10 protein-coding genes and 3 tRNA genes are annotated in these 11,940 nt (G+C 68.1%); 2 read left to right on the top strand and 11 right to left on the bottom strand.

Going from position 1 to position 11,940, the window contains the following annotated elements; translation table 11 throughout:
• The first annotated feature begins 273 nt into the window (after positions 1-273).
• Positions 274-2,514 (top strand): ArnT family glycosyltransferase, encoded by a 2,241-nt coding sequence (locus BLQ75_RS17410; protein ID WP_092603633.1) that lies wholly within the window; start codon positions 274-276, stop codon positions 2,512-2,514.
• A 276-nt stretch (positions 2,515-2,790) separates the two neighbouring features.
• Here BLQ75_RS17410 and rplA read toward each other — a convergent pair whose 3' ends face one another.
• The 5 genes from rplA to BLQ75_RS17385 all read right to left on the bottom strand — a co-directional run bounded on the left by rplA (position 2,791) and on the right by BLQ75_RS17385 (position 5,693).
• Positions 2,791-3,504 carry a 50S ribosomal protein L1 gene (gene rplA / locus BLQ75_RS17405; protein WP_092603631.1) on the bottom strand — a complete coding sequence of 238 codons (714 nt, stop codon included), beginning with the start codon at positions 3,502-3,504 and terminating at the stop codon, positions 2,791-2,793.
• Between the two features lie 115 nt (positions 3,505-3,619).
• On the bottom strand, positions 3,620-4,054 hold the full coding sequence (gene rplK / locus BLQ75_RS17400) for a 50S ribosomal protein L11 (protein ID WP_092603629.1): 435 nt from the start codon (positions 4,052-4,054) through the stop codon (positions 3,620-3,622).
• A 155-nt stretch (positions 4,055-4,209) separates the two neighbouring features.
• Positions 4,210-5,028, bottom strand: coding sequence for a transcription termination/antitermination protein NusG (nusG, locus tag BLQ75_RS17395; protein ID WP_092603627.1), 819 nt, complete (start codon positions 5,026-5,028; stop codon positions 4,210-4,212).
• Positions 5,029-5,125: 97 nt separating this feature from the next.
• Entirely contained in the window at positions 5,126-5,512 is a 387-nt protein-coding gene (gene secE / locus BLQ75_RS17390; protein WP_092603625.1) for a preprotein translocase subunit SecE, read from the bottom strand.
• Positions 5,513-5,620: 108 nt separating this feature from the next.
• A tRNA-Trp gene (locus BLQ75_RS17385) sits at positions 5,621-5,693 on the bottom strand.
• 209 nt (positions 5,694-5,902) lie between these two features.
• Here BLQ75_RS17385 and BLQ75_RS17380 point away from each other — a divergent pair.
• Complete coding sequence (locus BLQ75_RS17380) at positions 5,903-7,138, top strand: pyridoxal phosphate-dependent aminotransferase (RefSeq protein ID WP_092603623.1); 1,236 nt, start codon at positions 5,903-5,905, stop codon at positions 7,136-7,138.
• A 385-nt stretch (positions 7,139-7,523) separates the two neighbouring features.
• Here the strand turns inward: BLQ75_RS17380 and BLQ75_RS17375 are convergent, their stop codons facing one another.
• From BLQ75_RS17375 to BLQ75_RS17350, 6 genes are all read right to left on the bottom strand, one after another.
• On the bottom strand, positions 7,524-7,940 hold the full coding sequence (locus tag BLQ75_RS17375) for a MaoC family dehydratase (RefSeq protein ID WP_092603621.1): 417 nt from the start codon (positions 7,938-7,940) through the stop codon (positions 7,524-7,526).
• Positions 7,937-8,401 (bottom strand): MaoC family dehydratase N-terminal domain-containing protein, encoded by a 465-nt coding sequence (locus BLQ75_RS17370; protein ID WP_092603619.1) that lies wholly within the window; start codon positions 8,399-8,401, stop codon positions 7,937-7,939. The genes BLQ75_RS17375 and BLQ75_RS17370 overlap by 4 nt, the downstream gene beginning before the upstream one ends.
• 138 nt (positions 8,402-8,539) lie before the next feature.
• A complete protein-coding gene (gene rpmG, locus BLQ75_RS17365) occupies positions 8,540-8,710 on the bottom strand; it encodes a 50S ribosomal protein L33 (RefSeq protein ID WP_084133824.1) in 171 nt (56 codons plus the stop codon).
• Between the two features lie 99 nt (positions 8,711-8,809).
• A tRNA-Met gene (locus BLQ75_RS17360) sits at positions 8,810-8,881 on the bottom strand.
• Positions 8,882-8,963: 82 nt separating this feature from the next.
• Positions 8,964-9,036: transfer RNA gene (locus BLQ75_RS17355), tRNA-Thr, on the bottom strand.
• Positions 9,037-9,154: 118 nt separating this feature from the next.
• Complete coding sequence (locus BLQ75_RS17350; RefSeq protein WP_092603617.1) at positions 9,155-11,812, bottom strand: putative bifunctional diguanylate cyclase/phosphodiesterase; 2,658 nt, start codon at positions 11,810-11,812, stop codon at positions 9,155-9,157.
• Positions 11,813-11,940: the final 128 nt, after the last annotated feature.

Below are 11,940 nucleotides of genomic sequence, written 5' to 3'. Positions count from 1 at the left end.
CGTTCGTCGTTCGGCGCCGGGGTCCGTCGCGGACGATCGTGCCGCCAGGGAGCCGGAACCGCCGTATCCTCCTCAGCCGCTGGAGGACGACAGGGACAGCGGCGGTTCGGTCGCGCCGGGCGCGCCGCTCGGATCGAAAGTACGTTGTTGTCGGCGGGCTCGGACGACATCGGCCCCAGCCCTGGGCAAAATGCGAATCTCTTTAGGATAACCGCGTATCGCAGCGCCTAACGACGACGCCGAAGTGTCAGCCCATCAGAGAGCGGCGACTCCATGAGTCTCAGCACGATAAACGAACGCGACCACGGCGACGATCCCGACTCCGGACGATTAGCGGGACGGGCCGAGGGCGCGTCCTACCGCGAACCGGGGACACGCGCGAAGGCCGGGAGATTGCCGGGGTTCCTGGCACGGCGCGGCCCCGCCTGGGGGATCGGGTTCCTGTCGCTGCTGCTCTCGGCGGCCTTCGTGCTCGTCAACCTGTCGTACAACGCGTGGAACCTCATCCCCCCGCTGGACGACTCCTACATCCACCTGCAGTACGCGAAGCAGTTCGCCGAAGGCCAGTTCCTGCGGTACAACATCGGTGACCCCATCAGCACGGGCGCCAGCAGCCTGCTCTACATGATCGTCCTCGGCGGGCTGTACACGCTGGGCCTGCACGGCACGGCCCTGCTGACCGCCGCGATGGTCCTCGGCGGGGTGTGCATGGCCCTGACGGCGGTGTGCGTCTACCGCATCGGCGCCAACCTGATCAACCGGCGGGTCGGAGTCTGGGCCGGTCTGCTCGTGGCGACGAACGGCGTACTGCTGTGGGGCTCGGCCAGCGGCATGGAGATCGGCTTCGTCGCGCTCATGGTTTCGGGCACGGTGCTCGCCTACACCTCCGAGGCCCCACGCGGGCGGTTCGTCCGGACACCGATCATCGCCTTCTTCACCGCCCTGACCCGCCCCGAGGCGTTCATCTTCGTCCTCGTACTCGCAGTCGCGATGGCCTGGACGACGCTGCGCGGGCCACGCCCCGCCGACGTCTCGCGCGCCCGGGTGATCGGCAGGCTCACGTTGCTGCCGCTGCCGCTGGTCGCCTACCTCGGGGAGTCGCTGCTCTACAAGATCACGACCGGCCACACCTCGGCGAACGGCATGCGAGCGAAATCGCTGCTGTACGAGCCGATCCTGTACCCGATGGGCTTCCTCGACGAGACGCTGAACCACTTCCACCAGGTGCTGCGCGTGCTGACCGGCTTCAACACCTTCGACTTCGTGTTCCCCGGCACCCTGCTGCTCGCCGTCGCCGGGACGATCTACCTGCTGGTCAAGAAGTCCCAGTGGGCCCCGCTGGCACTGGCCCTGGGGATCGGCTACCTGCTCGTGGCGATGGCGATCTCGACGCTGAGCACCGCCACGATCCACCACCTGCGTTACCACCAGCCTTTCCTGCCGGTGGTCCTGCTGCTGGCGGTGGTCGGGGTCCACGGCCTGAGCCGGCTGGTGCGTTCCCGGCGCAACCGCCGGATCGTGCTCAACGCCGGACTCGTGACCGCACTGCTGTTCACCGTGGCCGAGACGCCCTCCTGGGCGATCCGCCTGGGACAGCAGGCCGCCGGGATACGCGGGCAGCAGGTGTCCTTCACCGACTGGTTGGAGGACGAGATGCCCGAGGACGCCGTGCTGGCGGTCAACGACGTGGGCGCACCCGCCTACCTCGGCAGCCACCGGGTGGTCGACCTCATCGGGCTGACCACGAACCGCTTCACCGAGGCCAACAACCACGGCGCGGGCAGCATCTACGAGGTGCTGCGCGATATGCCGCCGGAGGAACGCCCCGACTACTTCGCGGTGTTCACCAACTGGCCGGTGCACGACCTCGCCAACGGTGGAGTGTTCGGGGACGAACCGCTGGCCACGTTCCGCTCGAAGTCACCGACCTTCTCGCACCGCACAGTCGGGTCGGCCGGCGCGTGCCAGGCCTCGAAACTCTGCGACGAGGTGGCCATCTACAAGGCCGACTGGAGCTTGGTCAACACCGGGGACGAACCGGTGCGCAGCGAGGCACCCGGACGAATCCGCGACCACGTCAACGTGGCCGACCTCGACAGCGAACAACGGCACGACTACGAGGTGCTCCCCGCCCACCGGCAGTTCCAGCCCCTCACCAACCTCCGCACGGTGAACTACCCGCGTGGCGAGGTCGTCGACAGCGGCAGGCACGTGATCGGCGGCGAGACCGTCACCGCGCGGAACCTGACTCCGGGCGAGCCGGTCACGATCACCTCGCGCTACACCGTCTCCGGCCGGTCACCGGACCCCCTGGAGATGTCGGTCTCCGTCGACGGGGAGAAACTGCGGGACTGGACCAGGCAGCCGGGCGACAACGGCTGGAACGAGGCCACCCTCACCGTGCCGGGTGAGCTGGTGACCGACTCGACGCTGCGGATCGAGTTCGAACAGCCCTCCGAGTTCCTCGGTCCCTACCCGGACTACACCTCGTACGGATACTGGTTCAGCCAGTGACCCACGGTTCCCGTGGCGACAGAGGTCTCCACGAGGACCGTCGGTACCCGCGTACCCGGGAACACCGCCGTACCGACGTTCACCGCGACCGCGCGAGCGAAGCGTCCCGGCGGCACCGCTCGAGTGAAGCCCCGGAGGGGAACACTCTGCCCGAGTACCACCCGGCCGAAGCACCACGAAACGAATCGGGCCGCTCCGCGACGTCGCGGAGCGGCCCGATTCTCGGTCACGCTCGGGATGTTCCGGCGACCGCCACGGGGCCGCCGGAACCGGCGGTCATGCCGCCGTTTCGACCATGTTGCGGGTCCGGTTCGGGTCCACCGTGATACCCGGCCCCATCGTGGTGGTGAAGCTGACCTTCTTGAGGTAGCGGCCCTTGGAGGTGGCCGGCTTGGAACGCAGTACCTCGTCCAGCGCGGTGGCGTAGTTCTCCAGCAGCGCCTCGGTGGAGAAGGACGCCTTGCCGATGACGAAGTGCAGGTTGGCCTGCTTGTCCACGCGGAAGCTGATCTTGCCGCCCTTGATGTCCTGCACCGCCTTGGTGATGTTCGGCGTCACCGTGCCGGTCTTCGGGTTGGGCATCAGACCACGGGGACCCAGCACGCGGGCGATCTTGCCGACCTTGGCCATCTGGTCCGGGGTGGCCACGGCCGCGTCGAAATCGAGCCAGCCGCCCTGGATACGCTCGATCAAGTCGTCGGAGCCGACGGCGTCGGCACCGGCGGCCTCGGCCTCGGCTGCCTTGTCGCCGGAGGTGAAGACCACGACGCGGGCCGTCTTGCCGGTACCGTGCGGCAGGTTCACGGTCCCGCGGACCATCTGGTCCGCCTTGCGCGGATCCACACCGAGCCGCAGGGCCACCTCGACGGTGGGGTCCATCCGGGTCTTGGCGGTCTTCTTCGCCAGCTCGATGGCTTCCTGCGGGGTGTAGACCCGGTTGCGGTCAACCAGTTCGGCTGCCTGCTGGTATGCCTTGCTGCGCTTTGCCATGTCTGTTCCTGTTCAACGGATCAGTTGTGGTCGGGGCCGCGCGGCGAGCCCTCCCACACCTTCGGTGGATGAGTGGGTCACGGCACCGGGGCCGTCCTGGCCGTACGAGCCGCTGTCAGCCCTCGATGCGCAGGCCCATGGAGCGGGCCGTGCCCGCGATGATCTTCTCGGCCTCGTCCATCGAGTTGGAGTTGAGGTCGACCCACTTGGTCTGGGCGATCTCGCGGACCTGCTCGCGGGAGACCGAGCCCACCTTGGTCTTGTGCGGCTCACCGCTGCCCTTCTGCACGTTGGCTGCCTTCATCAGCAGCTTCGCGGCGGGCGGCGTCTTGAGCTTGAAGTCGAAGGACCGGTCCTCGTACACGGAGATCTCGACCGGCACCACGTCGCCGCGCTGGTTCTCCGTGGCGGCGTTGTAGGCCTTGCAGAACTCCATGATGTTGACGCCGTGCTGACCCAGCGCCGGACCGACCGGCGGCGCGGGGTTGGCCTGACCGGCCGAGATCTGCAGCTTGACGATCGCTGCGAGTCGCTTCTTCTTGGGCGGCATTTCGTTCTTCCTGTCCTCGTTACCTGTGGTCCGTGCCGGGCGCGACGCGCTCCGGCACGTTCACGGGCGGCCGGGAACCCGAACCGCCCGCCGAAGAGCCGCGATGCGCCCCTGCCGGCCACCGCGGCAACCGCACTCCCGCGACGGGGAGCGGGTCAGATCTTGGATACCTGGTCGAAGGACAACTCGACCGGCGTCTCGCGGCCGAAGATCGAGACCAGTACCTTCAGCTTCTGCGCCTCGCCGTTGACCTCGCTGATGGTGGCGGGCAGCGTCGCGAACGGCCCGTCCATCACGGTCACCGACTCGCCGACCTCGAAGTCCACCTCGACGGCGGCGCTCTTGCCCGCCTCCTGCTTGGCGGCGGCCTTCTTGGCCGCGCTCTCCTTCGCCTCCCGCTCGGCCTGCGGCGCGAGGAACTTGAGCACCTCCTCGGTGCTCAGCGGCGAGGGCTGCGAGGTGGCACCCACGAAACCTGTGACGCCCGGCGTGTTGCGAACCGCCGACCAGGAGGCGTCATTGAGCTCCATCCGCACGAGAACGTAGCTGGGCAGCACCTTGCGCTGCACGAACTTGCGCTGGTTGTTCTTGATCTCGGTGACCTCTTCGGTGGGCACCTCGACCTGGAAGATGTAGTCCTCGACGTCCAGCGTCTGCGCGCGGTGCTCCAGGTTGTTCTTGACCTTGTTCTCGTAACCGGCGTAGGAGTGCACGACGTACCACTCGCCCGGCGCACGCTTGAGCATGGCGCGCAGCTCTTCGACCGGGTCCGCCTCGGCCTCCTCGTCGCTGGCTTCGGAAGCCGCTGCACTGTCCTCGGACTCGGCAGTGCCACCGGAGTCATCCGCCTCGGCGGCTACCTCGGAGTCCGCCTCGGCGGGACGCTCCTCGGCCGGGTCCGGAGAACCCGTCTCGGTCACGGCGTCCTGCTCGTCGGACAGGCCGGTCAACTCCTGGCCGTCGTGGGAGGTCACAGTGGGTCTCGCTTCCTCTCGTGCGTTGCGTGCCCGGTGGATGGCATCCGCCACCGCACGAAGTCCGTGCGGGCGTCTAGTTGCCCACGGTCGGCATTCAGTTGCCGAACAACTGGAGCACACCCTGCGCGAAGAGCAGATCCAGACCGGCTATGAACGCGACCATGATGCTGACGAACACCAGCACCACCGCAGTATAAGTCAATAGCTGCTTGCGCGTCGGCCAGATGACCTTACGGAGTTCCGCGACCACCTCACGGAGGAAGCGGCCGATCTTGCGGAACGGCGAAACCCGTTCTCCTCGGCCGTCCCGCGAAGGGGTCGGCCTGCCCTTGGGAGCGGTCGCGTCCTTCGACTCACCACCCGCGCTCTTCCGGGCGCTGGAGCGCCCGGATGCCCGGCGGCCACGGCGTGCTGCGGCACTGGAGGGGCGAGACTCCTCGTCGCGGTTCTCACCCTTGTCCTGCTCGCGGTCCTCGCTCACGCCCCCTCCTAGCTGGCGCTCGTCGGACGCGTGAACTCGGCAGTGGTCGTTACCGAGCGTCGCACGGCTGACACCGTCCACTTCCTCCGCTCACCGTCAACATCGACGCAGGGGTGACAGGACTTGAACCCGCAACCTGCGGTTTTGGAGACCGCTGCTCTGCCACTTGAGCTACACCCCTTCATGGCCGGTGTCCCGACCACTCCGGTACACCCTACTTCCCGACCGCTCCGGGCCCGCCGGCGGGTCCGGCACGATCGAGCCGTGTGGGCTTCCCGAGTACGGGAGTGTACGACACGACCGAAGTGGATTTCCAACCCCGTCCCGAGATGCGGCATCATCGGTGGGCACGGTTAGGACGCCGCACCCCGTGTCTGCGACGATGCACACATGGCCGCACCCGGAACACAGACAAGCTCGACCACCGAAACACGCGTCTCGGCGCGGGTCGGCGCGATCGCCGAATCCGCCACGCTGGCCGTGGACGCGAAGGCCAAGGCACTCAAGGCTGAAGGACGCCCCGTGATCGGCTTCGGGGCGGGCGAGCCGGACTTCGCCACCCCGGAGCCGATCGTGCGCGCCGCGCAGGAGGCCTGTGCCGACCCGCGCAACCATCGCTACAGCCCGGCCTCCGGCCTCCCGGAGCTCCGCGAGGCGATCGTGACCAAGACCGCCCGCGACTCCGGCTACGTGATCCAGCCGAACCAGGTGCTGGTCACCAACGGCGGCAAGCAGGCCGTTTACCAGACGTTCGCCGCGCTGCTCGACCCCGGCGACGAGGTGCTGCTGCCCGCGCCGTACTGGACCACCTACCCGGAGGCCATCAGGCTGGCGGGCGCGACCCCCGTCGAGGTGCCCACCGACGAGTCCACCGGCTACCTCGCGACGCTGGAGCAGCTCGAAGCCTCCCGCACGCCGCGCACCAGGATGCTGTTGTTCAACTCGCCCTCGAACCCGACCGGGGCGGTCTACCCGCCCGAGCGGGTCGCCGAGATCGGCCGGTGGGCCGCCGAGCACGATCTCTGGGTGGTGACCGACGAGATCTACGAGCACCTCGTCTACGGCGACGCCAGGCACGTCTCCATGCCCGTCGAGGTTCCGGAGCTGGCCGACAGGTGCGTGGTGCTCAACGGGGTGGCCAAGACCTACGCTATGACCGGCTGGCGGGTCGGCTGGATGATCGGACCGACCGACGTGATCAAGGCGACGGCGAACCTGCAGTCGCATCTGACGTCCAATGTGTCCAACGTCTCGCAGCGGGCCGCACTGGAGGCCGTGAGCGGACCGCTGGACGCGGTGGCCGAGATGCGCGAGGCCTTCGACCGGCGCAGGCGCACCATCGTCGAGATGCTCGGCGCCATCCCCGGTGTGAGCTGCCCGGAACCGAAGGGGGCCTTCTACGCCTACCCGTCCGTGAAGGAACTGCTGGGTACCGAGATACGAGGCAGGCGGCCGCGGAGCAGCGCCGAACTCGCCGAGCTGGTGCTGGAGCAAGCCGAGGTGGCCGTGGTCCCGGGTGAGGCCTTCGGCACACCGGGTTACTTCCGGATGTCCTACGCGCTGGGCGACGAGGACCTCGCCGAGGGGGTCCGCCGGATGGCCGCCCTGCTCTCGGAAGCCAAGTGAGATGCCGGAGTAAGCCGCTCGATTCCCGTAGCTGGTCGCGTGGCGGAACCTCCGGGGACACCTCGCTGCGGGTGCCCCGACCTCGGGTAGGTACTACACAACGTCGGGGCCGTCCTCGCGAGGCACTCCCCGGAGAACCCGCGGCGGTGCCGAGTGCGTGCTCGGTCGTGAGCGGCTGACGCCGCTTGGTCTAGCTCGGTTCTTCGGTCCGGTCGGGATGGCCGGTCGCGGAACCGTTGGTGTCGCAGCGCGGGTGTCCCGGTGCGTGAGGCGGATGCATCGCAAGGCAGGGCCGCTCGCCGCGTAGGTCGCTACTCAAGAGCCGGCCCAACGCAGCGAGGCGCCGCCTCACGTACCGGCTACCCGACCACCGCGCCAGAGCGAGTCACAGCCTCACAACGGCGTAGGCGCCGCCGAGCACGCCCTGGTCGGCGCACTTCGCGGTGATGTTGACCTTGGCGGTCCCGTCCTCGGCCACGTCGGCGACCTTGCCGGACAGCTCCACGGTGGCCCCTTTCCCGTCGTCGGGCACCACGACGGGGCGGGTGAAACGCACACCGTGTTCGACGATCCGGCCCGGGTCACCCACCCAGTCGGTGACCAACCGCGTGGCCAGCGCCATGGTGAGCATGCCGTGCGCGATCACGTCCGGTAGCCCCACCTCGTGGGCGAACGACTCGCTGTGGTGGATGGGGTTGAAGTCACCGGAGGCCCCCGCGTAGCGCACCAGGTCGGTCCTGGTGATCGAAACGCTGGACTCCGGCAGGCGATCGCCCTTGGCGACCTGCTGCGGCGTCGTCACGACTGCTCTCCCTCCTCGGCCGTGCCACGAGCCACCAGGGTGGACGTGGCCGTGCACACCGGTTCCCCCTCCACCGTGCCGATCTCGGCACGCACGGTGAGGAAGTCGTTGCCCGCGCGCGCCTTGATGTCGTCCACGTGGGCCACCGCGACCAGCACGTCGCCGGCTCGGATCGGTCGGTGGTGCCGGAAGGCCTGGTGCCCGTGCACGACCCGGCTGTAGTCCAGTCCCAACTGTTCGTCACCGACCACGGCTTCCTGCGCCAGCACGGACAGCCGCATCGCGAACGTGGGCGGGGCGATCACGTCCTGGTAGCCCGCTGCCTTGGCGGCCTCGGTGTCCCGGTACAGCGGCGAGTCGTCCTTGATCGCGTCGGCGAACTCGCGAATCTTCTCCCGCCCGACCTCGTAGGGGCTGCTGGGCGGGTACTCACGTCCGATGAATCCTTCGTCGAGCGGCACACCGGCAGGTTACCGCAGTGCGAAAAAGAACCCGCCCCGGCAGGAGCCGGGGCGGGTTCTCCGAGTTCCGTGGGACCCTGGTCGAGACGCCCGATCACCGAAGGTGGTCTTCAGAACCGCGAACGGTTCGACGTGAACTCAGCGGGTCTCCTTGTGCTCGCGGTGAGCGTTGCAACGCGGGCAGTGCTTCTTCAGCGACATGCGATCCGGGTCGTTGCGCCGGTTCTTCTTCGTGATGTAGTTGCGCTCCTTGCACTCTTCACACGCAAGAGTGATTTTGGGGCGAATATCGGTGGGCGTCTTAGCCACGGGGGACCTCTCTCTCGTGCCTGGAACCGGATGAGAGTCTCATCCGGTTCACTCCACGTGTATACCGCCCCGGGCCGGGCGGCATGTCAGCCGCAGGAGTAGCGGTGGCCGGATTCGAACCGGCGACACAACGATTATGAGCCGTTTGCTCTGCCCCTGAGCTACACCGCCTCGCGGACATCCGCTGGTACACAGTACCTTCACAAGACAGCCGCAGCACTCAGTTTAACCGAGTACCGCGGCCGCCCTACAGAGCCCCAATACGGACTCGAACCGTAGACCTTCGCCTTACCATGGCGACGCTCTGCCGACTGAGCTATTGGGGCGTGCCCTCGCGGAGCGAATACTACTCTACACAACATCCGCACCGGGGTTTCAACGGGGGTGCCTTTTGGTATATCCGCAGGTCAGAGCGCTCCGATCGCCGGGAAGCGGTGAGGACCGTCAGTTGACCCGCAGCACCGTCTCCCCCAACTCCGGAGCTCCCTTCGGGTATTCCCGCGTGGTTCGCGCCCACAGCCACGACTCGAACCGCTCCTCCGACAACGGGCGGGAGATCAGGTAGCCCTGGGCGGTGTCACACCCCATCCGCACGAGCTGGTCCCGGGCGGAGTCGTCCTCCACTCCCTCTGCCACCACGCTCAGCTCCAACGAGTGCCCCAGCTCGACGATGGAACGAACCACGGCCATGTCGCTGAGATCGGTTCCCATTCCCAGCACGAAGCTCTTGTCGATCTTGACCTCGTCCACGGGGAGCTGGCGGAGGTAGGCCAACGAGGAGTAACCGGTGCCGAAGTCGTCCACCGCGAGGACCACCCCCAGCGCCCGCAGTCGGCGCAGCACCGGCAGCGAGCGGTCCGGGTCGGCCATCACACTCGACTCGGTCAGTTCGAAGGTCAACAGCCCCGGCGGCACGCCGTGACGGTCGAAGGCCTCCCGCACCCGCTCCGGGAAGGTCTCGTCGGCGAGGTTGCGCACCGAGAGATTGACGGCCACCGAGAGCCGCAACCCCCGCTCCAACCAGTCGCGAATCCGGACCAACGCGCGTTCGAGCACGAACTCGGTGAGCGCGTCCACCAGCCCGGTGGCCTCCACCACCGGCACGAACTCGTCCGGCGAGAGCCGCCCGTACTCGGGGTGCGACCAGCGCACCAGCGCCTCGGCACCGACGATCCGCTTGCCGGGTAACGCCACCTTGGGCTGGTAGTGCACCTCGATCTGCCCGCTCTCCAGCGCCTGACGGAACTGGGTCACCAGTTGGAAACGCCGCAGGAAGATCTGCCCCATGCTCGGGACGTAGCCGCGCACGCCGTCCTCACCGTTGCGGGCGGCCCGCACCGCCACGTCGGCGCGCTGCAGCAGCACGTCCACATCGCCCTCGGCGTCCTCCTCGGCCGGAACCGAGGAGACGTAACCGGCTACGGCGGTGGCCTCCACCACGAGCCGGTCCAGTGGGTAGGGCTCGGCTATGAGTTCGCGGAGGGAAGCCGCGATCTCGGCCGCCTGCCCCTCCGTGCGTTCCCGCAACAGCACGGCGAAGGAGTTCGCCTCCAGCCGGGCGACCGGCACGTGCGTCCCGAGGTACTCGCGCATCCTCCTGCCCGCCGCGACGATCATACGGTCGCCCCAGGCATAGCCGAGCGCCTCGCTGACCGTGGTGAGCAGTTCCAGGTCCACGCGCAGCACCACGGCGGTGCTGTCCTGCAACGCCTCGGCGGCCATCTCGCGGAATCCGGTGCGGTTGAGCAGTCCCGTCAACGGGTCGTGGTAGGCGTCGTGCCGCAGCCGCGCCAGCAACCTGCGGTTGTCCATCGCCGTGGCGAGGTGGCTGGCCAGGGTGTGCAGCAGCCTGATATCGGCGTGCCCGAACCCGCGCCACCTGCTCACCCTGTCGTGCACCTCGATGGCACCCAGCAGCTGGTTGGTGCCGCGCAACGGGACGACCAACGCCTCGTGGGCGCCCCGACGGCCCAGCGCCCGGCGGATCTCCTCCGGCGCGTCCACCGAGCGGAAGGAGCGAACGTGCGTGCCCGGCAGCTGCAGCAACGGGCACTCGCGCAGCAACGCGGCCCCCTCGGTGTTCATCTCCTCCGGCTGCGGGCCGCCCGCCACGAGGGTGCTGACCTCTCCTCTTGGGTCCAGTGAGAGCCGAAGCACCACTCGGGTGGCGTTGAGCTGTTCCCGGATCCGCTCGGCCACCGGTTCCCACTCGTCCACCGAGACCTGCTCGCCGATGGCGCTCACCGCGGGAGCGTCCGGATCGGACAGCACTCGTGCCGCGTGCTGCCCGGAACGGGCGACCCGGAGGCTCACATCGCTGAGCGCCTCCAGGTCGCGCTGTTCCCGCAGCAGCCCGGAGTAGGCGCGGTAGAGCGCGAGCACACCGATCATGAGGACCGCCACCAGGGCCCACCCCCAGCGGGTGTTTACCGCGAGCTCGTAGCCGACGAGCCCGATGGAGGTGTTGAGCAGACCGACGACGAGGGTGCGCCCGCCGAGCAGCAGTCCCGCCGAGACGCGCATCCCGTTGCCCAGCGCGTACAGCGCGGCCACGGCGCAGCCGCAGCTGATCAGCGAGGAGCTGACGGCACCGATGCCCGCGCAGAGCCAGAGCGGCACCGCGGCACCGAACGCCTCGCTGCACACACCCGCTATCAGGAAGGGAACGGCGATCTCCCAGCAGAGCACCCCGGCGTTGTAGGCCACGTGGCTGGCCGCGCGCTTGCGCACCTGTATCGCCAACCCCGCCACGAGGTTCGCCGCGAGCACCACTTCGAACGGCGCGGTCAGCAGACCGAGGATGAGCGGTATCTCGGTGAAGGAGATCGTCCAGCCAACCCGCTTGGCGTCCACGTCGATGGTGAGCTGCTCGACGAGCAGGAAGCCGACGGCCAACAGCGGGCCGATGAACAGCAGTTCCGGCTCCCGGGGGAACGGCAGCCACAGCGAGGCCAGCAGCGAGACGAGTATCCCGCTCAACAGCACGGACAGCGAGAATCCCAGGAAGATTCGCCGCCTTCGCGGCGAGACTTCGGACCGAACCGGAGGGCGGGGAACATCGGCGGTCAACCCCGACTCCGAAGAGCGGTGATGCTCGATCATCCACGCTCCTCCCGCCAAGCGACCCACACAGGACCGCATTACTCAGCGTCGATCGTGACGCACGACAACCCTGCTTGACCAGTCTTCAATTGGTGCCATCGTGGATGGCACGCCAAGCAGATTACTAA

Source organism: Actinopolyspora xinjiangensis (assembly GCF_900104475.1).
In the GTDB taxonomy this organism is placed as follows: domain Bacteria; phylum Actinomycetota; class Actinomycetes; order Mycobacteriales; family Pseudonocardiaceae; genus Actinopolyspora; species Actinopolyspora xinjiangensis.
Note: the sequence above shows the minus strand (reverse complement) of the source record. Positions and strands in the feature narration are given on the sequence as shown.

Excerpts from the sequence above, each read along its gene's own strand:
- BLQ75_RS17410 (WP_092603633.1), top strand. The coding sequence starts at position 274 with ATGAGTCTCAGCACGATAAACGAACGCGACCACGGCGACGATCCCGAC.
- rplA (WP_092603631.1), bottom strand. The coding sequence starts at position 3,504 with ATGGCAAAGCGCAGCAAGGCATACCAGCAGGCAGCCGAACTGGTTGAC.
- rplK (WP_092603629.1), bottom strand. The coding sequence starts at position 4,054 with ATGCCGCCCAAGAAGAAGCGACTCGCAGCGATCGTCAAGCTGCAGATC.
- BLQ75_RS17380 (WP_092603623.1), top strand. The coding sequence starts at position 5,903 with ATGGCCGCACCCGGAACACAGACAAGCTCGACCACCGAAACACGCGTC.
- BLQ75_RS17350 (WP_092603617.1), bottom strand. The coding sequence starts at position 11,812 with ATGATCGAGCATCACCGCTCTTCGGAGTCGGGGTTGACCGCCGATGTT.